This window comes from Arthrobacter globiformis NBRC 12137 (assembly GCF_000238915.1).
In the GTDB taxonomy this organism is placed as follows: domain Bacteria; phylum Actinomycetota; class Actinomycetes; order Actinomycetales; family Micrococcaceae; genus Arthrobacter; species Arthrobacter globiformis.
Map to the genome: position 1 here is coordinate 44,593 of NZ_BAEG01000032.1, position 24,233 is coordinate 68,825.

At 67.4% G+C, this 24,233-nt stretch carries 23 protein-coding genes; 13 read left to right on the forward strand and 10 right to left on the reverse strand.

The genetic code is table 11. The features are described 5' to 3' along the window. The 5 genes from ARGLB_RS05300 to ARGLB_RS05320 all read left to right on the forward strand — a co-directional run bounded on the left by ARGLB_RS05300 (position 1) and on the right by ARGLB_RS05320 (position 6,412). On the forward strand, positions 1–186 hold the full coding sequence (locus tag ARGLB_RS05300) for a hypothetical protein (protein WP_043418082.1): 186 nt from the start codon (positions 1–3) through the stop codon (positions 184–186). Positions 187–324: 138 nt separating this feature from the next. Continuing rightward, entirely contained in the window at positions 325–651 is a 327-nt protein-coding gene (locus ARGLB_RS05305; RefSeq protein ID WP_003799757.1) for a histone-like nucleoid-structuring protein Lsr2, read from the forward strand. A gap of 432 nt (positions 652–1,083) precedes the next feature. Further along, positions 1,084–3,576, forward strand: a complete 2,493-nt coding sequence (locus tag ARGLB_RS05310) for an ATP-dependent Clp protease ATP-binding subunit (protein ID WP_003799759.1) — start codon at positions 1,084–1,086, stop codon at positions 3,574–3,576. 159 nt (positions 3,577–3,735) lie between these two features. Next, positions 3,736–5,856 carry a prolyl oligopeptidase family serine peptidase gene (locus ARGLB_RS05315; RefSeq protein ID WP_085929185.1) on the forward strand — a complete coding sequence of 707 codons (2,121 nt, stop codon included), beginning with the start codon at positions 3,736–3,738 and terminating at the stop codon, positions 5,854–5,856. 37 nt (positions 5,857–5,893) lie between these two features. Continuing rightward, on the forward strand, positions 5,894–6,412 hold the full coding sequence (locus tag ARGLB_RS05320) for an amino-acid N-acetyltransferase (protein ID WP_043418058.1): 519 nt from the start codon (positions 5,894–5,896) through the stop codon (positions 6,410–6,412). Here the strand turns inward: ARGLB_RS05320 and ARGLB_RS05325 are convergent. After that, on the reverse strand, positions 6,399–6,674 hold the full coding sequence (locus tag ARGLB_RS05325; RefSeq protein ID WP_003799765.1) for a hypothetical protein: 276 nt from the start codon (positions 6,672–6,674) through the stop codon (positions 6,399–6,401). The genes ARGLB_RS05320 and ARGLB_RS05325 overlap by 14 nt on opposite strands. A 2-nt stretch (positions 6,675–6,676) precedes the next feature. After that, on the reverse strand, positions 6,677–8,053 hold the full coding sequence (locus ARGLB_RS05330) for a glycosyltransferase family 2 protein (RefSeq protein WP_003799766.1): 1,377 nt from the start codon (positions 8,051–8,053) through the stop codon (positions 6,677–6,679). A gap of 325 nt (positions 8,054–8,378) precedes the next feature. Between ARGLB_RS05330 and dhaK the strand changes: the two genes are divergently transcribed. From dhaK to dhaM, 3 genes are read left to right on the forward strand one after another with little or no spacing between them, the layout of a single operon-like run. Further along, a complete protein-coding gene (dhaK, locus tag ARGLB_RS05335; RefSeq protein WP_003799768.1) occupies positions 8,379–9,380 on the forward strand; it encodes a dihydroxyacetone kinase subunit DhaK in 1,002 nt (333 codons plus the stop codon). A 2-nt stretch (positions 9,381–9,382) separates the two neighbouring features. Beyond that, positions 9,383–10,009, forward strand: a complete 627-nt coding sequence (dhaL, locus tag ARGLB_RS05340; RefSeq protein ID WP_003799771.1) for a dihydroxyacetone kinase subunit DhaL — start codon at positions 9,383–9,385, stop codon at positions 10,007–10,009. After that, on the forward strand, positions 10,006–10,731 hold the full coding sequence (dhaM, locus tag ARGLB_RS05345; protein ID WP_003799772.1) for a dihydroxyacetone kinase phosphoryl donor subunit DhaM: 726 nt from the start codon (positions 10,006–10,008) through the stop codon (positions 10,729–10,731). Before dhaL ends, dhaM begins: the two co-directional genes overlap by 4 nt. 16 nt (positions 10,732–10,747) lie before the next feature. Here the strand turns inward: dhaM and ARGLB_RS05350 are convergent, their stop codons facing one another. The 3 genes from ARGLB_RS05350 to ARGLB_RS05360 all read right to left on the reverse strand — a co-directional run bounded on the left by ARGLB_RS05350 (position 10,748) and on the right by ARGLB_RS05360 (position 12,853). Continuing rightward, positions 10,748–11,245 carry a hypothetical protein gene (locus tag ARGLB_RS05350; protein ID WP_003799774.1) on the reverse strand — a complete coding sequence of 166 codons (498 nt, stop codon included), beginning with the start codon at positions 11,243–11,245 and terminating at the stop codon, positions 10,748–10,750. 159 nt (positions 11,246–11,404) lie between these two features. Continuing rightward, complete coding sequence (locus ARGLB_RS05355; RefSeq protein WP_245531478.1) at positions 11,405–12,223, reverse strand: iron-sulfur binding domain-containing protein; 819 nt, start codon at positions 12,221–12,223, stop codon at positions 11,405–11,407. A gap of 183 nt (positions 12,224–12,406) precedes the next feature. Beyond that, positions 12,407–12,853, reverse strand: coding sequence for a hypothetical protein (locus tag ARGLB_RS05360; protein WP_003799777.1), 447 nt, complete (start codon positions 12,851–12,853; stop codon positions 12,407–12,409). A gap of 161 nt (positions 12,854–13,014) precedes the next feature. On the opposite strand from ARGLB_RS05360, the gene ARGLB_RS05365 reads away from it, so the two are divergent. Further along, a complete protein-coding gene (locus ARGLB_RS05365; RefSeq protein ID WP_003799778.1) occupies positions 13,015–13,776 on the forward strand; it encodes a hypothetical protein in 762 nt (253 codons plus the stop codon). 96 nt (positions 13,777–13,872) lie between these two features. Here ARGLB_RS05365 and disA read toward each other — a convergent pair whose 3' ends face one another. After that, complete coding sequence (disA, locus tag ARGLB_RS05370) at positions 13,873–14,949, reverse strand: DNA integrity scanning diadenylate cyclase DisA (RefSeq protein WP_003799779.1); 1,077 nt, start codon at positions 14,947–14,949, stop codon at positions 13,873–13,875. A gap of 327 nt (positions 14,950–15,276) precedes the next feature. Between disA and ARGLB_RS05375 the strand changes: the two genes are divergently transcribed. Beyond that, positions 15,277–16,890 (forward strand): peptide chain release factor 3, encoded by a 1,614-nt coding sequence (locus ARGLB_RS05375; RefSeq protein ID WP_003799780.1) that lies wholly within the window; start codon positions 15,277–15,279, stop codon positions 16,888–16,890. Positions 16,891–17,026: 136 nt separating this feature from the next. Next, entirely contained in the window at positions 17,027–18,202 is a 1,176-nt protein-coding gene (locus ARGLB_RS05380; RefSeq protein WP_050934285.1) for a beta-ketoacyl-[acyl-carrier-protein] synthase family protein, read from the forward strand. Positions 18,203–18,205: 3 nt separating this feature from the next. On the opposite strand, the gene ARGLB_RS05385 is transcribed toward ARGLB_RS05380, so the two are convergent. Both ARGLB_RS05385 and ARGLB_RS05390 read right to left on the reverse strand, forming a co-directional pair. Beyond that, complete coding sequence (locus tag ARGLB_RS05385) at positions 18,206–19,039, reverse strand: YcnI family copper-binding membrane protein (protein ID WP_003799784.1); 834 nt, start codon at positions 19,037–19,039, stop codon at positions 18,206–18,208. Between the two features lie 114 nt (positions 19,040–19,153). Then, on the reverse strand, positions 19,154–19,780 hold the full coding sequence (locus ARGLB_RS05390) for a hypothetical protein (protein WP_003799786.1): 627 nt from the start codon (positions 19,778–19,780) through the stop codon (positions 19,154–19,156). A 217-nt stretch (positions 19,781–19,997) separates the two neighbouring features. Here ARGLB_RS05390 and ARGLB_RS05395 point away from each other — a divergent pair, with 217 nt between their 5' ends. Both ARGLB_RS05395 and ARGLB_RS05400 read left to right on the forward strand, forming a co-directional pair. Then, positions 19,998–20,618 (forward strand): hypothetical protein, encoded by a 621-nt coding sequence (locus ARGLB_RS05395; RefSeq protein ID WP_003799789.1) that lies wholly within the window; start codon positions 19,998–20,000, stop codon positions 20,616–20,618. 146 nt (positions 20,619–20,764) lie between these two features. Then, positions 20,765–21,553, forward strand: a complete 789-nt coding sequence (locus ARGLB_RS05400; RefSeq protein WP_003799790.1) for a YcnI family copper-binding membrane protein — start codon at positions 20,765–20,767, stop codon at positions 21,551–21,553. Between the two features lie 18 nt (positions 21,554–21,571). On the opposite strand, the gene radA is transcribed toward ARGLB_RS05400, so the two are convergent. Continuing rightward, positions 21,572–22,951: a DNA repair protein RadA gene (radA, locus tag ARGLB_RS05405; protein ID WP_003799792.1), complete on the reverse strand. Its 1,380-nt coding sequence runs from the start codon at positions 22,949–22,951 to the stop codon at positions 21,572–21,574. A gap of 36 nt (positions 22,952–22,987) precedes the next feature. Continuing rightward, on the reverse strand, positions 22,988–24,112 hold the full coding sequence (locus tag ARGLB_RS05410) for an FUSC family protein (RefSeq protein WP_043418064.1): 1,125 nt from the start codon (positions 24,110–24,112) through the stop codon (positions 22,988–22,990). Positions 24,113–24,233 lie beyond the last annotated feature (121 nt).

Here is a 24,233-nt window from a genome sequence, read left to right on the forward strand (position 1 = left end):
ATGGACTACGTCGCCGTACTGCTGCCCTCGCTGGTAGTTGGCTTGCTCTTTTGGTTTGCAATGAAGTCGATCTTTAACGCGGACAAGGCAGAACGCCAGGCCGAAGCACGCGCGCAGGCCGAAGCCGACGCGCAGGCGGCAGCCGGAGACGATTCCGCAGAACCGCCGAGTAAATCAGACAAATAGCAGGTGACTTTTTTCGCCCCGCGGTTTTCCCCAAGGAACCATTGCGTGTTTTGACGCGTTGCCTTATTGGGGGAGATACTTCAGGTGGAAACATCCTGCTTTTCTGATTACACGTCCTTTCCAAAAGAGAGATTTTTGATGGCACAGAAAGTCAATATCGTCCTCGTGGACGATCTGGATGGGGGATCTGCGGACGAAACCGTTCGCTTCGGCCTGGATGGCGTCGGTTATGAAATTGACCTGTCCTCGGCCAACGCTTCAGAACTGCGGTCATCACTGGAACGCTTTGTTTCAGCCGGCCGCAAAACGTCCGGCGGCCGTCCGACCCGTGCCAAGGCAACGGGAGGACGCAGTCAGGACTCTGCCCAGATACGCCAGTGGGCGCGGGACCACGGTTATACCGTAAACGCGCGCGGCCGTATTCAGGCAGAAATCCAGGAAGCCTACCAAAAGGCCAATTCCTAGCCTGGAGCCCTGACAATCAGCCAGGGCAAAAAGTTCGAAGCAAATGTGCGGCGCCCCCGGTTGACGGGGGCGCTGCGCTTTAACCGGCCGCTGCCGTCCGCATTAATCAGAACCGGCGTTAATCAGAACCGCAGCCAGGCGGGTAATCGATTCCGATGACCACGGGAATCCGACGGTGTGCAAGCTAATCTGCTGCCGCTGGCACATTCCGCGCCGGGTGATTTCCGGCACCCCGCCAAGCGAAACGGTAAATTCACGCCGCGTGCCAGCCGGATGCTATTCAGGCCTTCTCCGGCATCGCGCCGGCAGGGCCGTTAGGCCGGCTGCGCGGACCCGTGCAAGACCCCCGGTTTCCCCTGTGGCGAACAAGCTCCCCAAGTCAGGGTTCCCCCACGTAGCATCAAAGTACGTCGTAGCTAGGAGTGTGGCGAAATGTTTGAGCGATTTACGGACCGTGCCCGTCGCGTAGTTGTGCTTGCCCAAGAAGAGGCACGCATGCTGAACCACAATTACATTGGTACCGAACACATCCTCTTGGGTCTGATCCACGAGGGTGAGGGCGTTGCCGCCAAAGCTCTTGAGTCCTTGAGCATTTCGCTCGACGGCGTCCGCGAGCAGGTGCAGGAGATCATCGGCCAGGGCCAGCAGGCGCCTTCCGGCCACATCCCCTTCACGCCGCGTGCAAAGAAGGTGCTGGAGCTTTCGCTGCGCGAAGCCCTGCAGCTCGGCCACAACTACATCGGCACGGAGCACATCCTGCTGGGACTCATCCGCGAGGGTGAGGGTGTGGCGGCGCAGGTGCTGGTGAAGCTCGGTGCCGACCTCAACCGGGTCCGCCAGCAGGTGATCCAGCTGCTCTCCGGCTACCAGGGCAAAGAAAGCACTGGCGCCGGCGTCGGCCAGAGCCAGGCAGAGGGTACCCCCGCCGGCTCTGTGGTGCTGGACCAGTTCGGCCGGAACCTGACACAGGCCGCCCGTGAGAACAAGCTGGACCCTGTGATCGGCCGCGAGCAGGAAATGGAACGCGTCATGCAGGTCCTTTCCCGCCGCACCAAGAACAACCCCGTGCTGATCGGTGAGCCCGGCGTCGGCAAGACCGCCGTCGTCGAGGGACTGGCCCAGGCGATCGTGCGCGGCGACGTGCCGGAGACCATCAAGGACAAGCAGCTGTACACGCTGGACCTTGGCTCCCTCGTGGCCGGCTCCCGCTACCGCGGTGACTTCGAAGAGCGGCTGAAGAAGGTCCTCAAGGAAATCCGCACCCGCGGCGACATCATCCTCTTCATCGACGAGATCCACACCCTCGTGGGCGCCGGTGCCGCCGAAGGTGCCATCGACGCGGCCTCGATCCTGAAGCCGATGCTGGCCCGGGGCGAGCTGCAGACCATTGGTGCCACCACTTTGGACGAGTACCGCAAGCACATCGAGAAGGACGCCGCGCTTGAGCGCCGCTTCCAGCCCATCCAGGTCAAGGAGCCATCGGTTGCGCACGCGATCGAGATCCTCAAGGGCCTGCGTGACCGCTACGAGGCGCACCACCGCGTCACCATTACCGACGGCGCCCTCGCCTCGGCCGCGAACCTCTCCGAACGCTACATTTCGGACCGGTTCCTGCCGGACAAGGCGATCGACCTCATCGACGAAGCCGGGGCCCGGCTCCGGATCCGCCGCATGACTGCTCCTCCGGAGCTCAAGGAGATGGATGAGCGCATCTCCGAGCTGAAGATGGAGAAGGAGTCCGCGATTGACGCGCAGGACTTCGAGGGTGCTGCCGCGCTGCGCGACAAGGAGCAGAAGCTCATCACGGAGCGCTCCGAGAAGGAACGCCACTGGAAGACCGGCGGCATGGACGACATCTCCGAGGTGGACGAGGACCTGATCGCCGAAGTCCTCGCCAACTCCACGGGCATCCCGGTCTTCAAGCTGACCGAGGAAGAATCCTCGCGCCTGCTGAAGATGGAAGACGAACTGCACAAGCGCGTCGTCGGCCAGGACGAAGCCATCAAGGCCCTGTCCCAGGCCATCCGCCGCACCCGTGCCGGCCTGAAGGACCCGAAGCGTCCGGGCGGCTCGTTCATCTTCGCCGGCCCCACCGGCGTCGGCAAGACCGAGCTCGCCAAGGCCCTCGCGGAGTTCCTGTTCGGTGAAGAGGATGCCCTCATCACGCTGGACATGTCCGAGTACTCCGAGAAGCACACGGTGTCCCGGCTCTTCGGTGCCCCTCCGGGCTACGTCGGCTACGAAGAGGGCGGGCAGCTGACCGAGAAGGTCCGCCGCCGTCCGTTCTCCGTGGTCCTGTTCGACGAAGTGGAGAAGGCCCACGCGGACCTCTTCAACTCGCTGCTGCAGATCCTGGAAGACGGCCGCCTGACCGACTCCCAGGGCCGCGTGGTGGACTTCAAGAACACCGTGATCATCATGACCACGAACCTCGGAACCCGGGACATCTCCAAAAGCGTTGCCACCGGTTTCCAGTCCGGCACGGACACCCAGACCGGCTACAACCGGATGCGCGCCCGGGTCACGGAGGAGCTCAAGCAGCACTTCCGCCCCGAGTTCCTCAACCGTGTTGACGACGTCGTGGTGTTCCCGCAGCTGACGCAGGACGAGATCATCGAGATCGTGGACCTGTTCGTGACGCGCCTGGAGAAGCGCCTCAAGGACAAGGACATGGGCATCGAGCTGACCAAGGCAGCCAAGGTTCTCCTGGCCACCCGCGGCTACGATCCCGCCATGGGTGCCCGGCCGCTGCGCCGCACCATCCAGCGCGAGATCGAGGACCAGCTCTCCGAGAAGATCCTCTTCGGCGAGCTGCACCCCGGCGACATCGTGGTGGTGGATGTGGACGGCGAAGGCGACGACGCGAAGTTCACCTTCGCCGGCAACGCCAAGCCGCGCATCCCGGAAATCGCCCCGAGCGCCTAGCTGCCGGCCGCACTCCAGCGCCAAGAGGCCCCGCCAGTCCCCGAAAGGGTTCAGGCGGGGCCTCTTGCGTCGGTCCGTGGCGGCGCAGTTCTGAAAGCACTGTTTCACTAATAGTGAACCCTGCTGTGATCCAGGGCACAGGAGGTGTTGAATCAGCACATGTCAACTGAAGATGCAGCGATCCTGCGTGAGCAACCGGCGACGCCCTTCCACGACCTCGACCACTACCTGGCGATCCCGCGCGTCAGTGGCCTGGCGCTCAGCCCCGACGGCCGCCGGCTGGTGACCACGGTGGCCACGCTCAACAGCAAGGGGACCGAATACGGCACGGCGCTGTGGGAGCTGGACCCGGCGGGCGAGAAGCAGGCCCGCAGGATCACCCGCAGTGCCAAGGGCGAAGCCGGCGCCGCGTTCGCGGCCAACGGCGACGTCTACTTCACCTCCGCCCGGCCGGATCCGGACAAGGAGGCCGACAGTGATCCCGTCAGTGCGCTCTGGGTGCTCCCCGCAGACGGCGGGGAGGCCCGCGTGGTCCTGTCCAGGCCAGGCGGCGTGGACAAGGTCATGGCGGCCAGGGACGCGAACGCGGCATTCGTCACCGCGTCCGTCCTTGCCGGATCCAGCGACGAGGAGGACGACGCCGAACGCCGCAAGAGCCGCAAGGACAACAAGGTGGCGGCCATCCTGCACAGCGAATATCCGGTGCGCTACTGGGACGCGGACCTCGGTCCTGCCCAGCCGCGGCTCTTCGCCGTGGAGCCGGGGCCCGAGCAGGAAACCGGCAAGCCCGCCACCGTGGACAGCGCCGCGCCCCTCACGCTGCGCAACCTCACCCCGCAGGCAGGGTCCCGCCTCTGCGAGGCCATCTCTGTGGTCAGCCCGGACGGCAAGACCATCTACACGAGCCTGGTGAAGCCATTGCCGAAGGCGGACCTGCGCTCGGTCCTTGCCGCCGTGGACGTCGCCACGGGCACCCTCAGAGTCCTCCTCGACGAGGAGGGCATGAACTACTTCCCGGGACCTGTCAGCCCCGACGGCAGCACACTGGCGGTGGTCAGTGAAAGCGACACAACGCCCCAGCAGGCCCCGCAGGTCAAACTTCACCTGCTCGACGTGTCCGGGGAAGCCGGCCGGGAGGACCTGCAGCCCCTGGCGCACGGATGGGACAGGTGGGCCCACCCGGAGGCGTGGCTACCCGACGGCTCCGCCCTCCTGGTCACCGCGGACGACGACGGCGCGTCGCCGGTTTTCGCCGTCACCGTTGCGGCAGGTGCCGCCCGGGGGAGCGTCACCCGGGTGACGCCGGACGCCGCCGCCTACACCGACGTCGTCGTTTCACCCGACGGACGCAGCGCCTACGCGCTGCGGAGCTCGTATGAGTTCCCCGCCGAGCCTGTCCGGATCGACCTCGCCGCCGGGGATGTCACGCGGCTGCCGTCCCCGGCCGAACGGCCGCAAACGGAGGGGTCGCTGGAGCGCGTGGAGACGACGGCGGCCGACGGCACCCGTGTTCCTGCCTACCTGGCCCTGCCGGCCGGGGCCTCCGCCGAGAGCCCCGCACCGCTGCTGCTGTGGATCCACGGTGGTCCGCTGGGATCCTGGAACGCCTGGACCTGGCGCTGGAACCCGTGGCTGCTCACGGCCCGGGGCTACGCTGTGCTGCTGCCGGATCCCGCGTTGTCCACGGGCTACGGGCAGGGATACATCCAGCGGGGCTGGGGCGGCTGGGGCAAGGCGCCGTACACGGACCTCATGGCCATCACTGATTCGGTGGTGCAGCGGCCGGACATCGACGACAGCCGCACGGCCGCGATGGGCGGATCCTTCGGCGGCTACATGGCCAACTGGGTGGCCGGGCAGACCGACCGCTTCAAGGCGATCGTCACCCATGCCAGCCTGTGGGCGCTGGACCAGTTCGGGCCCACCACCGACGCGTCGCAGTACTGGCTCAAGGAGATGACGGCGGAAATGGCGCTGGAGAACTCCCCGCACCTGCACGTCGAGAAGATCCGGACGCCCATGCTGGTCATCCATGGCGACAAGGACTACCGCGTGCCCATCGGGGAAGGCCTGCGGCTCTGGTACGAGCTGCTGTCCAAGTCCCAGCTTGCCACCGACGACAACGGACAGACGAGCCACCGGTTCCTCTTCTACCCCGACGAGAACCACTGGATCCTGCAGCCGCAGCACGCCAAGGTCTGGTACGGCGTGGTGGAACACTTCCTGGCCAGGAATGTCCTCGGCAGGGACATCGAACTCCCGGCCGACCTGGGCCTGTGACCTCCGGGCCGAAGAGGGCCGTGGCTGTCGCCGTAAGATGGGGGCTGTGACTGACTCCTTCACCGTTCGCCCTGCCCGGACCAGCGATGTCGCTGCCATCAAGAAGCTGGTGGCGCCGCTGGCGGAAGAGCGAATACTGATGGCCAAGGAGACGGTGGCCTATTACGAGAGCCTGCAGGAGTTCCTTATCGCCGAGTCGGCGGCCGGTGAGGTCATCGGCTGCGGCGCCCTGCACGTCATGTGGGAGGACCTCGCGGAAGTCCGCACGCTGGCGGCCTCGGATGCGTGGCGTGGCAAGGGCGTGGGGCACGTCCTGGTCGAGAGCCTCCTGAAACAGGCAGAGGCGCTGGGCGTCGCGCGGGTGTTTTGCCTGACCTTCGAGGTGGACTTCTTCAAGCGGCACGGCTTCGAGGTGATGGCCGACCAGTCGGCCGTGGACCCACAGGTGTACTCCGAGCTGCTGCGCTCGCACGACGAAGGCGTGGCGGAGTTCCTGGACCTCGCGCGCGTGAAGCCCAACACGCTCGGCAACACCCGGATGATCAAGGCTCTCTAGAGCCCGCACTGACCTCCTCGCGGCTGTACTCCGCGTCCGCCAGCCCCGGCTCGGCCTGCCCGTCCGGGTAGATGCCGCGGGGTTCGGACCGTTGCCCGCGCCGCCAGTCCGGCGGCTGCAGCTTCGGGAGGACCTTGGCGAGGGCCAGTGCCGCGTACATCACCGTGTTCACCGCCACGAAGGCGGCCATGAAGCGGAACCAGTCGGTGAAGAGCAGCGCCTCGGGCACGAGGATGCCTGCTGGTACTGCTGCTGCGATCATGCTCAGCCCGCCTTTGCCAGGTGCTTCCAGCTGGCCTCCCGGCCCACTGACATGTCGATGATGCCCTTCACGTAGACCACGTTGAGGAACATGTCGAACATCAGTTCCGGGACTACGGTCATCGCCAGGAGTCGCGCCCGCCAGCCTCCGCGCCAGACAGTGACCACGCGCTCAAAGGAGAAGAGCAGCCCCAGTCCCAGCCAGAAGGGGAACCAGATCCAGGTGTCCAGCGCGAGCACCGTCAGGAGGATCAGCATCAGGTAGGAAGTCAAGGCGATGACGCCGTAACCGAGGCCGAACTGCTGGGCCCAGTACCGTGCCGTGGGCGGGGTCAGGCCATATGCTCCCAGGTTTTCCAGGGCACCGCGCTGCCACCGCAGGCGCTGGGCCCAGAGCGTCCGCCACGTGGGCATGAGTTCGGTGACCACCGCGCACTCAGACGGTGAGACCATGAGGCCGCCGAGCGACTTCAGGGCGATGGTCAGCTCGTTGTCTTCGGTGAGTGCCCAGGTGTCGTAGACGTCCCCTGCCACGCCGGGCAGCGCAGTGCCGCGGTTCGCGGCCACGGCCCGCAGCGCGGCCGGACGGAATACGGAGGCGGTTCCCGTGAGCACGAAGACCCGGCCCCGCCGGCGCCTCATGTCCCGCGCGTACCTGATGTATTCGTTGCGCTGGAACTGGCCAAGCAGCCCGTGGCCCTGTTCGCCGTAGAAGAGCCCGCCGACGGCCATGAGGGCCCTGTCGCGGGTGAAGTACTCGACGGCGCAGGCCAGGAAGCCGTCGTCGAGCAGGGTATCGGCGTCCATCACCATGACCAGATCGTTGTCGCCCTGCCCGGGGAGCAGTCGCTTCAGCGCCTGGTTCAGGGCACCGGCCTTCTTTTGGCTGTTGTATACCGTCTCCAATACTTCGACGCCGGCCGCACGGGCGACGTCGACTGTCGCGTCGGTGCAGTTGTCCGCGACGACGATGATCCGCTGCGGCGGGTGGGATTGGGCAAGAAGCGACGCAAGTGTCGAAGGCAGCGACGCTGCTTCATTGTGCGCCGGGATGAGTACGGTGAGGGTGACCGGTCCGGTGTAAACGCCCCTAGTCTTTGCCATCACGATCCGGGGCGCCAGTGGCTGTCCAGGGCTTGCTGACCGGCGCGCCTTCAGGGAGATGTGCCGGTCGGCCAGCGCGATCCCGGCAATGAGCAGGAAGGCGACGGCGACCGACGTCGTCAGCAGCCACGGCGCCGGGGCTTCGGCGACGTAGAGCACGCCCCAGATCCCCAGCAGCATGCCCTTGCTCGGGGCGGACACCGCCGGCGGCACGGTGGCCGTCACCGCCAGCCACAGCAGCGCGGCTGTGCCGGCAGCCGCCAGGGCGATGATCATACCGGCGGTCTTCTGCAGCGTGCGTGGCGGTTTTATGTTCACTCCATCCGGTGCGGGCTGACGTGGTCGTCGATCTGACCGAGGCGATCGTTGCAGGACCGTCTCGGGTTTCCCGCGGGAACCGATCAAGATCGGATCAAAATTGCTGCGTGATACCCCTTTCATTTTATAAATTTGCTGGATAAACTATCGGGGAACCGGAAGGGGCAGCATTGGGGGCTGCCCCTTCCGCCATTTCCGAACTTCCCCGCAGCCGGTGCCGGTAGTAGGGTCAAAGCACATCCTGACCGATGTCAAAGAAGCACCGAGAGCCCAGGAGCCGGCCGTGAAAAAGCTCATCAATGACCCCCGCGCTGTAGTCGATGAATCCGTGGAGGGATTCGGCCTTGCCCATGCCGACCTCGTGACCGTCAGCGCCGACCCGAAGTACGTCACCCGCAAGGATGCCCCCGTTGCAGGCAAAGTGGGTCTGGTATCCGGGGGTGGCAGCGGGCATGAACCGCTGCACGCCGGCTTTGTGGGGCGTGGCATGCTCGACGCCGCCGTGCCCGGCGCCGTCTTTACCTCACCGACCCCCGACCAGATCATTCCGGCCACGCTCGCCGTGAACTCCGGTGCCGGCGTGGTCCACATCGTCAAGAACTACACCGGCGACGTGCTGAATTTTGAGACTGCGGCGGAGATGGCCCAGGCGGAGGGTGTGGAAGTCCGTACCGTGCTCGTCAACGACGACGTCGCAGTGGAGGATTCGCTGTACACGGCCGGGCGCAGGGGGGTGGGCGGCACGGTGCTGGTGGAGAAGATCGCCGGTGCCGCAGCAGAGCGCGGTGACGACCTCGACGCGGTAGCGGCCATCGGCGACCGCGTGAACCAGAACGTGCGGACCATGGGCGTTGCGCTCTCGGCCTGCACGGTGCCACACGCCGGATCCCCGAGCTTTGACCTTGAGGACAACGAAATTGAAATCGGCATCGGTATCCACGGCGAGCCGGGCCGGCACAAGATCGCCATGGAAAACGCCGACGGCATCACCAACCGCCTGCTGGAACCGATTCTCAGCGACCTCGGAACGGCGTCGGGGGAGAAGGTGCTCCTGTTCGTCAACGGCATGGGCGGAACGCCGCTGAGTGAGCTGTACATCGTCTACCGCCGGGCCGCCCAGATCCTGGCGGAGCGCGGCATTGCGGTGGAGCGTTCCCTTGTCGGGAACTACATCACATCCCTTGAGATGCAGGGCTGCTCCGTCTCCGTGCTGCGGCTTGACGACGAGATGACGGCCCTCTGGGACGCGCCTGTGCACACGCCTGCCCTGCGCTGGGGAGTGTAGCAGTGGGGCTGGACGTGACCTGGGCCGTCAAATGGCTGACGCTGTCCGCCCAGGCAATGGCGGAACACAGGGTGGAACTCATCGAGTTGGACAGGGCGATCGGGGATTCGGACCACGGCGAGAACATGGACCGCGGCTTCCAGGCGGTCCTCGACAAGCTGGCCGAAAGCCCTCCTGAGACCCCCGGTGCGGCGCTCAAGCTGACGGCCATGGCGCTGATGTCGAAGGTCGGCGGTGCTGCCGGCCCGCTCTACGGCACGGCCTTCCTGCGGGCCGCGACCACTCTTGGGGATGCCGCGTATGTCGACGCCCCGGCGCTCGCAGCAGCACTCGCAGCGGCGAGGGACGGCATCGTCGCCCGGGGCAAGGCGGAGTCGGGCGACAAGACGATGGTGGATGCCTGGACGCCGGCCGCTGATGCGGCGGCGGCAGCCGCGGCAGACGGCGACACCCTGGCAGTCCTCATCGCCGCGGCGGAAGCTGCCGAGGCCGGTGCCGTGGCCACGGACCCCCTGGTGGCGCGCAAGGGCCGGGCCAGCTACCTCGGGGAGCGCAGTGCAGGGCACCGTGACCCCGGGGCGGCCTCGAGTGCCCTCATTCTCCGCGCCGCAGCCGGAGCCGCCGCATGACGGTGCGGATCGTGGTGGTTTCGCACAGTGACAAGATTGCCGACGGGGCCGTGGAACTCGCTGCCCAGATGGCACCGGACGTGATGATGGTTCCGGCCGGCGGAACGTCTGACGGCCGGATCGGCACCAGCATGGACAAAGTGATGGCAGCACTGGAAACCGCGGCCGGAGGCGACGGCGTTGTGGTGCTGACCGATCTGGGGTCAGCAGTGATGACGGCGGAGTCCGCCATGGAGTTCGCCGAGGGCGGCGCCCCGGTGCTACTCGCAGACGCCCCCATTGTGGAGGGCCTCGTGGCGGCCGCGGTGGCAGCCCAGGGCGGCGCCAGCGTCCATGCTGTCCGGCGTGCCGCCGAGGCCACGCACGGCTATCCTGCGTCCCGTCCCAAAGCCGAGGACCATGTGGCCGCGGGCGGCCCGGCGGTCTACGGCCCGGCAGCGGGAGAGCCGGCAGCACCGGCCGCCCCGGATGCCAGCGGCGACTTCGAGCTCGTCAACCTCGCAGGCATGCACGCCCGGCCAGCCGCTAAGATAGCCGGCGGCCTGTCGGCGCTGGACGCGGAGGTGACGGTGAACGGAGTGGATGGCGCCTCCATGACGGGGCTGATGACACTCGCCGCCGGCAAGGGCTCGGTGCTGCATGTGGAAGCGTCCGGACCCGACGCGGAGCGTGCCGTCGCGTACGTGGCGGGGCTGGTCAGGAAGGGCTTCGGGGAACCCTGATGCGGATCAGCCCGGGTTACCTGTCCTGCCTGAGGCCTGCCGCATCCAGCACCACGGAAGCGGAGACAAACCGTCCGCACTGTTCGCCAAACGGATAGCTGGCCTTGGGTTCGAAGTGCAGCGTGCGCGGGGGCAGCGGCTTGCCGTTGGCGTAAGACCCGCTTGCGGTGACGTCGATGGGGGAGTCGCCCAGGGTATCCAGTTCAAGCAGCCCGCGTTGGGTGCCGTCGGGCTTGGACGTTGCCGAACACGCGCCGTCGGGCCTTGAGTCATCGGCGCAGCCCAGATCCACCGGGACGGAGCCCGGTACAAGGTCAACGGTGTCCTCTTTGCACTTGCCGTCCTGGCAGGCCTTGAGGTGGAGCGTTTTCACTTCTTGGGAGTAGCCGGCCGCCACAGTGACGGCGACCCCGGACACCTGGCCGACGGCCGGGCATGCCGACTCGAAAGCATGGCAGCCCGAGATGAGCGCCGTCGTCGTGATTGTGGCCAAAAGTACCCCTGCCTTGCCCATACTTCAGGGTAGATCCGCCCGTCGGCGGAGGAGCCGGCGGGGCGAAACTGGCGCCCGCATTGTTATTCCGTTCCCGGTGCTGGGTGCCTAATTGAGACCAAAATACCTTGAGACCAAAGTCCCCGGCGCGGAGTTGGGGCTACGCCGTGCCTGTTCCTGTCAGGCCGGCAACCTGTAACCGCCCTGATGCAGCTCGGCCAGGCCGTCCTCCAGCAGGCCCGCCAACGCCCGTTCCAGCTGCTCCGGCGCGCAGTTCAGCCGGTGCAGGGCGGCCAGCGGCACGCCGATGCCGGCGGCTTCGAACCCGAGGTCGGCCGGGGCCTGCTGGAACATCTCAGCCGGCACCGGCGCGTCTGCCAGCCGGAGGACGGCCATCACGCCGCCGCGGACCTGACGGTCGGTGCCGTGCCACGCCTGGCCCTTGGGCGTGTACGCCGGCGGCGGCTCGCCGGCGGCGAGCCACGCGCACCGGTCGCGCACCGGGCACGCAGGGCACTTGGGTGCCCGCGCCGTGCACACCAGCGCCCCCAGCTCCATGACCGAGGCGTTCCAACGGACGGAGCCGGCGGCATCGGAGGGCAGCAGCTCCGCGGCAAGCCGCATCTCCGCCGCCGTCAGGGCGGGGGCGGGCAGGGCCGCTCCCGAAAAGAGCCGCGCGTGGACGCGCCGGATGTTCGTATCCACCACTGTCTCGCGGCGCCCAAAGGCAAAGGCGGCGACGGCGGCCGCCGTGTAGCTGCCCACACCCGGCAGGCCGAGCAGTTCCGCGTAGTCCGACGGGACCGTGCCGCCGTGGTCGCGTTCGATGGCGACTGCGGCACCGTGCAGCCTGAGCGCGCGGCGCGGATAGCCCAGCCGGCCCCACGCGCGAACGGCCTCACCCGCAGGTTCCCGGGCGAGCGCAGCAGGCTCGGGCCACCGACGCAGCCATTCCTCCCAGACCGGCAGCACACGCACCACGGGGGTCTGCTGCAGCATGATCTCACTGACCAGCACACCCCAAGGCGGGCAGCCGGCCGCACGCCACGGCAAGTCACGGGCCTCGGCCTCGAACCAGTCCTCCAGCGTGGAGTGGACGTCAATTAATTCGGGGTAATCGGTTGTGGTTTTGATGCCAACACTCTAGTTGAAAACCCCGACGGCGGTTCCCGGCCCGTGCCGTCAACTGGCCTCCTGTTCCTCGGGAGGCAGTCCCTCCCGCCGCGCCGGCAGCCGCCGCACATGGCCGTGCAGGGTTTCACCGCCGCGCCCGTTGGGCGCCGGAACAGCAAGGGCCACCACGAAGCTGGCACTGTTCGGGTCCCCGGAACGGATGGTCAGGCTGCGCGTTCCTTCCGGTATTGAGGGCGCAAAGAACTGCAGCTGGCGGGAGCCGACGGTGGCCACCTCATCCAGTCTGTACTCTGTGCCAAAGTGGTCATGGACAACGATTGCGGGGGTTTGCGGCTCGTCTTCATTGACTGATGCGAGATGCAGGTTCACCACTATCCCGGTGTCCCAGATCTCAACCGCAAGCACCGTGAACTCAATCCCCTGGCTCTGATGTTTGCCAAACGTCAGCGGCAGCAGGACGCGCTCGAGGTGACCGCCAGAAACGTGATCTACCATCAGTGGTCCTCTCCAACTCGGCCCGGTAAGTGGTAACCGGGATTCAATTTTAGTAAGTGTGCTGACAGTTGTCACCCGAATTTGAGTCACGAATTGGACATGGTGCGGCAGGGGCGGCGTGGTGGGGCCGCAGAAAGCCGGCCGTTCCTTAGCCTAGAAGGATGGGCAGGCAAGACACTCCGAACTCCGGCGCGGGCCGGAACCGGCCGCCGAAATCGGCGGCGCAGAAATCCGCGGCACGCAACAGCACGGCACGGAACAGCGCGGCGCCCCGCGCGGGGCGCAAGCCGAGCCCCGCCGTGTACCGCCGCCGCCGGCTCTTTGCCGGTGTGGCGCTGCTGCTGGTCCTGGGCCTGATCGCCGGCGGGGTTGCCACACTCACCAGTCTCCTCGGCGGCGCCCAGCAGGCCTCCTCCGCCCAGGACTCCACACAGGGTCCTTCGACACAGGGTCCTTCGACGGAAGGCGACGGCACCGCCCAGTCCGCGTCCACGGAGTCGGCCAGCCCGACAGCAACCCCGTCCGCCTCGCCCACCTGCGACCAGAAGCTGGTGACGGTCAAGGCAACTACGAACAAGACGTCCTACGCTGCGGACGAAAAGCCAGTGCTGAGCCTCACGGTCAGCAACGGCGGAAAGCTGCCGTGCAAGGTGAACATCGGAACGTCGCAGATGGACTTCCTGGTCACCAGCGGCTCGGACCGTGTCTTCTCCTCCGCCGACTGCCAGGCTGCCAGCACTGACCTGGTCAAGACCATCGCGCCCGGCAAGAGCGAAACCGCGAACTTCCCGTGGCCGCGCAACCGTTCCGTGCAGGGCTGCGAGAATGTCCCGGACGGCACGGTTGCCGGCAGCGGCTACTACGTGTTCATCGCGAAGCTTGGCGCCAAAGTCAGCCCGCCGACGGTCTTCCAGCTCAGCTGACGCCGCCTGACCCATCGGTTGCTCCGTAACGGCCCTATTCGGCGCCCAAAAGGGCACTTGTGGAGCAGCCGATGGGGATTAGAAGGAAGCCCGGGATTAGAGGAAGCGGTCCAGCAGGCTGGCTTCGGCCATCCGGCTGAGGCCCTCCCGGACCGTGCGGGCGCGCTGGTCGCCGATGCCGTCCACGGTCATCAGGTCGTCGATGGTGGCAGCCATGAGGTACTGCAGCCCGCCAAAGTGGTCCACCAGCCTGTCGGCAACCGCTTTCGGCACGGCCTTGAGCCCGGAAAGAAGCCGGTAGCCCCGCGGCTGCACCACAGCGTCCAGGGTGTCGACGCCGCCGGCGAAGCCGATGATCCCCGCGATCTTGCTGAGGTCGATGAGTTCGGTGGGGCCGAGGTTCAGGAGCGCGCTGACCGCACCGTCGATGTCCTCGGGAGAGGCGTTCGGCCCGGCATAGTCGCGGATGATGATGTCGCTGCCCGGGCCGCGGCCCACGGTGAGCTCGTCAAGCTGGAGGGACAGGAGCCTGCCGTCCTCGCCCAGCTCCAGGACATACTGCGAGATCTCCTCGGAAATCCGGCGCACCATTTCCTGGCGCTGCAGGGTCACGGCGACATCGCGCACGGTCACCATGGCCTCGATCTCCAGGGCGGAGAGCGAGCTGGTCACCTGGTCCAGGCGGGAACGGTAGCGTTCAAGCGTGGCCAGGGCCTGGTTGGCGCGCGCCAGGACCTTTTCGGAGCCCTCCAGCACGTGCCGAAGCCCGTTGACGTACAGGGCGATGATCTGCATGGACTGGCTCACCGAGATCACCGGGACTCCGGTCTGGATGGCGACGCGTTCGGCGGTCCGGTGCCGGGTGCCCGATTCCTGTGTTTCGATGCTGGGGTCCGGCACGAGCTGGACGGCCGCCCGGAGTATGTTGCCGGCGTCCCTGTCGCAGATGATGGCGCCGTCCATCTTGGCCAGTTCGCGGAGCCGGGTCGGTGAGAAGTCGATGCCGATGTCGAAGCCGCCCGAACAGATCGAGTCGATGGTCCGGTCCGAGCCCAGCACGATCAGCGCGCCGGTTCGTCCGCGGAGAATGCGTTCCAGGCCGTCCCGCAGCGCGGTCCCCGGGGCCACCCTCCCCAAAGTCGCTTTGAGCGATTCTTCAGGGCTGCGAGCCATAGATATTCCCTTCAAAGGTGCAGGCGGGGCCTGCAGGTTTGCCGGTTTTCCCTAGTCCGCCGGCAGGATCAAAAGTACTCGGTTTCCCGCATGCACCATCCTAGAGGTACATTACCCCAGCAACCGCACAGGCAAGCCTTAAAGTGCCCCGTCAGAGGCCTGCGGAACAGGCATCCGGAGTGCGTCCGACGGCGGTTGGTTGAGGGGCGCTTTGGGGCCGCCTTCGGTGCGGATTCCGCCGCTGCGATAAACTTGAAGCCTTGGCTGGCAGGTTCCGCCGCCACCTTTTCCAACATTGATCCCCGCGATCGCAGTGAAAGTAGCACCGTGTCCCAAGAAGTGCAGAGCCCCGCCCGAGTGCACGAGATCCACAAGCAGGCCTCCCGGCGCCGGACGTTCGCCGTTATCTCGCACCCCGACGCCGGCAAGTCCACCCTCACCGAAGCCCTGGCCCTGCACGCCAAGGTGATCGGCACCGCGGGTGCTTCCAGCGGCAAGGCCAACCGCAAGGAGACGGTCTCGGACTGGATGCAGATGGAGAAGGACCGCGGCATCTCCATCAGCTCGGCCGCCCTGCAGTTCTCCTACCGGGACACCGTGATCAACCTGCTGGACACCCCCGGCCACGCAGACTTCTCCGAGGACACCTACCGGGTGCTGGCCGCCGTCGACTGCGCCGTGATGCTCGTGGACGCGGCCAAGGGCCTTGAGACGCAGACCATGAAGCTTTTCGAGGTCTGCAAGCAGCGGAACCTCCCCATCATCACAGTCATCAACAAGTGGGACCGCCCCGGCCTGGACGCATTGGCCCTCATGGATGAGATCACCGAACGCACCGGGCTGCAGCCCATGCCCCTGACCTGGGCCGTGGGCATCTCCGGCGATTTCCGCGGCGTCTGGGACCTGCGCAACGACAGGTTCGCGCGCTTCCAGCGGAACAACGCCGGCGCCAGCATCGCCCTCACCGAATACTTCACCCCCGAAGAGGCGGCCGAAAGCCAGGGCAGCAACTGGACGGACGCCGTGGACGAGGCGGGGCTGGTCATCGAGTCCAACCTCGCCTTCGACGTCGAGAGCTTCCACGCGGGCAAGGCCACCCCCATCCTGTTCAGCTCCGCGGCGCTGAACTTCGGTGTCAAAGAACTTCTGGACGCCCTGGTGGACTTCGCCCCGCCGGCCGCGCCCCGGCCGGACATCGAAGGCACCCCGCGTCCTGTCGAGTCCCCGTTCTCCGGCTTCGTCTTCAAGGTCCAGGCAGGCATGAACAAGGCCCACCGCGACCACGTGGCCTTTATCCGCGTCTGCTCCGGCGTGTTCGAGCGCGGCATGGTGGTCACCCAGACCCGGACCGGGAAGTCGTTCGCCACCAAATACGCGCAGCAGGTCTTCGGCCGCGAACGCGAGGTCATCGACGAGGCCTACCCGGGAGACGTCGTGGGCCTGGTCAACGCGTCCTCGCTGCGCGTGGGCGACAGCCTGTTCCTTGAGGAAGCCGTGGAGTTCCCGGCCATTCCGCTGTTCGCTCCCGAGCACTTCCAGGTTGCCCGTTCCAAGGACCCCAGCCGCTTCAAGCAGTTCCGCCGCGGCATCGAGCAGCTCGAGCACGAGGGCGTCATCCAGGTGCTGCGCTCCGACGTCCGCGGTGACCAGGCGCCGGTGCTTGCCGCCGTCGGACCCATGCAGTTCGAAGTGGTGGAGGACCGCATGGCGCACGACTTCAGCGCGCCCATGCGCCTGGAACGCCTACCGTATTCCATGGCCAGGATCTCGACGGCGGACGCCATGCCGGCGCTGGCCAACGTGCCCGGTGCCGAGGTGCTGCTGCGGTCCGACGGCGAATACCTGGCCCTCTTCAACGATGTCTGGGCCCTGCGCCGCATCGAGAAGAACCATCCCGACCTCACGCTGGTTCCTATCGGGACGCACAACCCCGCAAAATAGCGCGCCAACGAGGGGCTCCGGCTCGCGAACGGTCTCCCAACCAACGAAGCAAGGTATCGCCGTGTCCACAAACCAGCCGTCTGCAGCGGCACCTGTAACAGGATCATCCAGTGTCGTCGTGACCGGAATGGGCTCAATGAACCCGCTCGGGGCCACCGTGGCCGAGACCTGGGAAGCGATGCTGGCCGGGCGCTCAGGCATAGCGGCACTGGAGGACGGCTGGGCTGAGGCCCTCCCGGTGCGCATCGCCGGCCGGGTCACCGCCGACCTTGGCGCGTTCCTGGGCACCCGCGAGCTGAAGCGGATGGACCGCTGCGGGCAGCTGGCGCTCGTTGCCTCCCGCGAAGCCTGGGAGCAGGCCGGGAGGCCGAGCGTCGAACCGGAGCGCTTCGCCGTCGTGATCGGCTCGGCCTACGGCGGCATGGACACCGTGCTCGCGCAGGTCAGGGAGCTGGACAACGGCGGCCCGCGCAAGGTTTCCCCGCACACCCTGACCCGGCTCATGGTGAACGGGCCGTCCGCATGGGTTTCCATCGATCTCGGTGCCAAGGGCGGGGCACGCACTCCCGTCAGCGCGTGTGCGTCCGGGGCCGAGGCGATTGCCCAGGGTGCCGAAATGATCAGGTCCGGGGCGGCCGACGTCGTCATCGCCGGCGGCGTTGATGCCTGCGTCAACGACCTGATCATCAGCGGTTTTTCCCAGATCCGGGCGCTCTCCACGCGCAACGGCGATCCGGAGCGGGCATCGCGGCCGTTCGACCGGGACCGCGACGGGTTCGTCCTGTCCGAGGGAGCGGGGATCGTGGTGCTCGAAAGCGAGGACCACGCCCGTGCCCGGGGCGCGGAAGTGCTGGGCGGCATTGCCGGGGCTGCCGTGACCTCGGACGCGAACGACATCGTGGCCGCCGATCCGGACATGCAGGTGCGGGTCATGGAGAAAGCCCTTGCCTCCGCAGGCCTCCATGGAACTGACATCGGGTTCGTGCATGCGCACGCCACCTCGACGCCCGTGGGAGACCGGCTGGAGGCGCAGGCCATCAAAACCATTGCCGGTAGCCAGGTCCCGGTGACCTCAACGAAGTCCCTCACCGGACATCTGCTCGGCGGAGCGGGTGCGCTGGCCGCCATCGCCACGCTGCAGGCCCTCCGGACCGGCGACCTGCCCGGCACCTACAACGTGGCTGCCCTTGACCCCGAGGTGGACCTCAACGTCATCACCGGCACCGTCAGCGGCAGCACCGCGACGGCGGCACTCGTCAATGCCTTCGGGTTCGGCGGGCACAGCGCGGCGCTCGTGGTCACCCGCGCCTAACTCTTACCCTTTCCTGGTCCGCACCAGCGCCGCCGTACCGGCGGCCAGGCCGAGCAGACCTGCGCCCAGGCCGACGATGCCGAAGGTGTTGTCAGGAGCCGCGACCGGGGCGGTCGACGACGCCGACGCGGTGTCCGCGGCCGTGTCCCCGGTTGCCGTATCCGCTGCGGGCGCCGCCGATGCAGCCGGTGCCGCATGGGAGTGCTCGTCGGCCGCCGCGGTGGTGACGAAGGAGGGGACCGGGTGCTCGGGCTCGGCCTGGCCGCCGGTTTCGGGCTGGTTCCAGTTCACCACCGTTCCGTCGGAGTAGGTCTGTGCAGCAGGCAGGGCCACGGTGGTCCCGGCCTCCGGAAGCCGGCCGACCGAGATAAAGAAGGTCTGGTATTCGTGCTGCCCGAGCTGGTGGGCCGCATCGGCGGTCCAGGTGACCGTGGCGGCGGCCCTGGTGACCTTGGCCCCTTCCACGGTGACGGGAGCGGGCAGGGCTGCCTCGGTGATCTTCGCCGTCCAGCCGTCCATGGGCTTGACCGAAACGGAGGTGAACGGCGTCGCCGTGGGCAGCGTGACGGAGACCTTGATGGTCTTGGCGGTTTCGGACTCGTTGGGAACCCTGAAGGTCAGCTGCGAGAAGCCGCCGGCCGAGGTTGAAGCCGGGTCCACATGGACGTGGGCCGATGCCGAGCCCACGCCCAGGACCATGAGGCCGGCGGCGGTTGAGACGACAGTTACGGTCTTCAGGGCTGCGGTTTTAAGGTCAGAAGTTTTCAGCGCGGAAGTTTTTGGGGTCCGGGACTTCAGCGTCCGCGACGTCCGGGCACGGGTGGTTGAGGTGGTCATGACAGGGCCTTTCATGGGTGCTGCCGCGCTCGCACGGAGGGGCAGCGGGGGTGATGGATGGTCAGGCAGCGTCCCGGCACCCCTCCGCAGGCTGACCAGCCATGCGCAGGAAAGTTAGTGGATGGTGCGCGGGAGGGCCGCCAGGGGCGGACCGCGAAGAGAGTCGTGCCGCAGGTTCCGGCGGTGAGCCGCAACGAAAACCACGGGCCCGGCCGCGGGACGGTGGCTGGCGGGGGTAAACCCGGTAAGCCGGGGAAGCCGCGCCAGCGGGCGGAGCCATGCCAGGAGCTGCCACAGTGCCTCCTCGCCCCGCCGTAACAGCCACGCGGTGGCCAGCATGGCGAGGAGGTGGCCTGCCAGCATGGCGGGTGAACTGGCACCCGCATCCATGGGAATGGATTCCATTGCCGCCGTGCAGTGCAGGCCCGCATGCCCGTAGTGGGCTGGCGGCAACTGGGCCAGCGGCACCTGGGGCAAACACGAAGCGTCGGGGGAGAAGACTGTGAAGGACGCGTGCAGCGTGACCTGGCCGGCGCCGAGCACGCCGAACAGGGCAGCGAACGACAGCTGCCGCCGCGCCAGCCAGGCGGCCGGAGCCAACAGGAGCGCTGCCGTCACGGCAAGTGTCACGGTGTCCGGGAGCTGGCCGCCACCCAGCACGTGGCCGGCCACGGCCAGGGAGACCGCCAGTGAAGTGACCAGGGCTGCGCGGAAGAGGCGCAGGGGACCTCGAGGATCCATCGGTGCCTCCCTCCCAGGCCCGGAACTGCTGCTCTAACATCCCGACCGTAAACACGGCAGCGTGGGAAAACCTTGGGCGCTGCCCCGGCTGGTTGTGCCGCTGGGCGGCCCGGAATGGTGGGCCGGAAAGCTGGGCACGGGGTTGCACCACAGAGGCTGCCCGTAGAATTACCGTGTCGCCCCGCTCTGCCCGTCGATCTTCCGGAAAGGACCGCAGATGATGCCCCGTGCCTCGTTCCGGCTTTTCCGCACCGGGCTGATCGGCTCCCCCGTCATCGGGTTCGCCACCGGCGGGCACCTTGCAGGTGGCGGCCAGCTTCCCTCAGCGGCCATCCTGGCGGCACTGTTCGCCGTGACGCTGGTTCCTGTCGCCGCGCTGACGCGGTTCCGGCTCTCCTTCCCTGCCCTGGTGGCCCTCCTGGGTGCCGGCCAGTTCTGGCTGCACTGGGCCTTAGATGCGCTGGGCGGAGCGGGTGCAGCCGAACCGGAGTCCGCTGCCCTGCTGCCAGGCCATGGCGGCCATGCAGGGGGAGCCTTGGATTCGGCCTTCCCGAGCCCCGCGGTGGCCGAAAGCGCCCATTCCGCTGCGTCCGACGGCGTCATGTTCGTTGCGCACGCCGTTGCCACCCTGTGCACCGCAGTCCTGCTGGCCCGCGGGGAACGGGTGCTGGCAACACTTGCCTCGTGGCTGCAGCCCCTTTTCCGCCGGCACGAGCCCGCAGTTGTTCTTCCCGCCCGCGTCCCGGCGCCTTTCCCGGTTCCGGCCGTCCTCCCGCGGACTCGCGCCGGCGTGCGCCTGCCAACCCGGCGCGGGCCGCCGCTGCCATCGGCCGCCTAGACGGGTTCCTGGCAGAACGGGCCGTTCCGTGATGGACGGCTCCGCTTTTCAGGCAGGGTCCGACGGCGGCGTGCAGCTACCTGCCCGTGCAGCCCTGAGGGTGCATGGGTCCCTGACTGATTTTTTTCGTGAAAGGCATTACCCTCATGAACACCTCCGTTCGCCGTACCCTCGAGACCGCAGCAGCCGCCTCCCTCACGGCCGGACTCCTGGCCGCCGGTGCCGCCGCTGCCTCCGCGCACGTCACGGTGGATCCCTCCGCCACCGCCGAGGGCGGCTTTACCAAGCTGACGTTCAGCGTTCCGAACGAATCCGAGACGGCCAAGACCAACCGGCTCGAGGTGAAGCTCCCCACCGACACCCCGCTCACCTCGGTCTCCGTGAAGCCGATGGACGGCTGGAAGGCGCAGGTGGTCACCACCACCCTGCCCAAGCCCGCGGAGGTTGCGGGCGCAACCGTGACTAAGGCGCCCACCAGCGTGATCTGGACCGCGGATGCCGCCCACCAGATCGGGCAGAACGAATTCCAGACGTTCACGCTGTCCGTCGGCCGGCTTCCGGCTGCGGGCACCACCCTGATGCTGCCCGCAGCGCAGGGCTACACCGACGGAACCACCGTCAACTGGGCGGACGCCGCCGAGGCGGATCACGGGCACGCGTCCGCAACGTCCTCCGCGAACTCCTCTGCCGCGGCTTCATCCGCACCGGCCGAGGCAGACGAGCACCGCCCGGCACCCTCATTCGTCGTCACCGCAGCGGAGACCGCTGAAGGGTCCGCAACGGCGGCGCCGGATGCCGCTCCGGCTGGTCCGGCAACGCAGGCCGCCGCTTCCAACGGCAGCCAGGCCGCCGGCTGGATCGGGCTGGTAGCGGGTCTCCTGGGCCTTGCCGCGGGCGCCACGGCACTGGCCCGCACACGGGCTGTCAAGAAGTAGCCCACGTTCTGGAGCTGCTCAGGGCTTGGTGATGAGCAGCTCCAGGACCTCGGTCAGGTGGCCCACTTCCCTCACGGAAAAGCCTGCCGGGACCGGGCCGGGACCTGTGGGGCTGGAGGGAACAACTGCGTGCGTGAAGCCCAGCCGGTGGGCCTCATGGATGCGCTGGTTGATTCCCGGGACGGGGCGCACCTCGCCGGCCAGGCCCACTTCGCCGAAGGCGATCAGTCGCTGCGGCAGCGGTTTTTTGTGCTTCGCGGACGCCACTGCCAGCGCCACCGCGAGGTCGGTGGCCGGCTCGCTGAGCTTCACGCCGCCCACCGTGGCCACGTAGGAGTCGTCCTTCTGCAGCTGGCACCCGGCACGCTGCTGCAGCACTGCCAGGAGCATGGCCACCCGGGAACTGTCCAGGCCGCTGGTTGCCCGGCGGGGCTGTGAGTTCTGGGTGTCGGCGAGCAGGGACTGGACCTCGGCCAGCAGCGGCCTGCGGCCCTCCATGGTGACGGTGATGCAGGTGCCGGATACCGGCTCCTTGGTGCGCGTCACGAACAGCCCGCTGGGATCGGCAAGGCCAAGGATGCCGTCCTCGGTGAGGTCGAAGCAGCCGACGTCGTCGGTGGGCCCGTAGCGGTTCTTGACTGCCCGCAGCAGGCGGAGACGGGAGTGGCGCTCGCCCTCGAACTGGCACACCACGTCCACCAGGTGCTCCAGCAGACGGGGCCCTGCGATGGAGCCGTCCTTGGTCACATGCCCCACCAGCAGCGTGGTCATGTTCCGGCGCTTGGCCGCCGAAATGATCGAGGCAGCCACCTCGCGGACCTGGGAGACGCCGCCGGAACTGCCCTCCACATCGGCGCTGCTGAGCGTCTGCACGGAGTCCACCACCAGCAGCTTCGGCTCCACCTTCTCCACCTGGCCAAGCGCCTGGCCAAGGTCGGTCTCGGCGGACAAATACAGGGTGTCAGCGATCGCGCTGATGCGCTCCGCCCGCAGTTTCACCTGGGCCGCTGATTCCTCGCCGGTCACATACAGGACACTTTGCCCGGTCCTGGCAAACTTGGCGGCGACATCCAGCAGGAGCGTGGACTTTCCCACGCCCGGCTCGCCTGCAAGCAGGATGACGGCGCCGGGCACGACGCCGCCGCCGAGCACGCGGTCGAGTTCATCCACGCCGGTGGGCAGGTAGGCGGCGGTCGTGGCGTCTACCTCGGCAATGGGGCGGGCTGGCTCCAGAACAGTGGTGGCCGCCGTCGTACGTGCCACCGCGGCGCCGGTTTCCTCAACGGTGCCCCACGCCTGGCACTCACCGCACCTGCCCACCCACTTGACCGTGGTCCAGCCGCATTCCGCGCACTTATAGCCCGGAGCTTTGGAAACCCGGGAAGTCTTTGTAGCCATTGCTCCACACTAACCGGGGCCTGTGACAATGAAGTTCTACAGCGGGGGCAGGACGTCGCGTGCCTCGCGGGAATCGATGCCGGTGGCTTCCAGCAGGTCCACCATGAGCGGCCGGAACAGCATCACCACCGTCTCGCCCTCGAGCTTCTGGACTTTCAGCATCCTGGGGTGCAGCCGCCCCGCGATATCGCTCAGGTTCTGCCGGGCGCTGCGCAGGTGGGCATCACGGGCACCCTCCTGCAGTTCAGCGAGGCCCAGCGAGAGCTCATCCACGGCCGCCGCGGTTTCCTGCAGCACCTCGGCGATGTTTTCGGTGGCTTCGTCGGACAGCGCGGCGTGGTTGATGGAACTGGTGAGCCGGCGTGCGAAGACGCGGCTGTTGCGCAGGGCAAGGTCGATGTACTCGAGCGACTGCTCCAGCCGGTCCAGTTCGTTCCGGTGCCGCCGGTAGGCGGGCGCCAGCGTGGCTACCTCCCCGGATGCCCGCAGCGTGTGCCGCATGGCATCCACCAGCGGCTGGCTGTTCCTGCCCCGGACCAGGGCGTGCCAGGCCCGGGTGGAATCGCTGTCGACCAGTGCTGCGGCGCATTCCCGCAGCACTTCGGCCAGTTCATGGAGCAGTTTCTGGACGTCCCTGCGCGGTTCCCGGCGGGGATCCTTGGGCGCCAGAATGGTGACCAGCAGTGCCACCACGCCGCCCACCACGGCATCGATGCTGCGGGTGAAGGGGCCCCCGGCAGGCGCCGGCAGCAGCACCACCAGCAGCGACTGCAGTGCCAGTTGCGTGGTGAAGATGTTGCCGCTGTCCAGGAAGCGGGCCAGCAGGATGGAGACCAAAAGCACGACGGCGGCCTGCCAGATCCCGGCCCCGAGCCAGTGGAGCAGCATGTCGCCCACGGCAATGCCGATGGTGCAGCCCAGGCCCACCTCCATCACCCTCCGCATGCGCAGGTCGCGGGAGAAACCGAGGGCGATCAGGGCGGACGTGGCGGCGAACAGCGGACCGGTATGGCCCAGGATGAACTCGGCGAAGGCATAGGCTCCCACGGCGCCGAACGTCATTTGGATCGCGGGGACCAGTGAATTCCGGCTCCGGACCATCCCTGTCCTGATCCGGCCGCGGAGGAAGCGTCTGCTGGCGGAGAGTCCGGTCTGGGGCATGGCTTCAGTCTATTGCCGGAGCCGTCGCGAACCGGGAACCCAACGCCCCGGTGACAAGCCTCCCGGGAGCCGGTGCCCCGATGATCCGAAGAGACCCGATCCCAACAGACCCGATGATCCC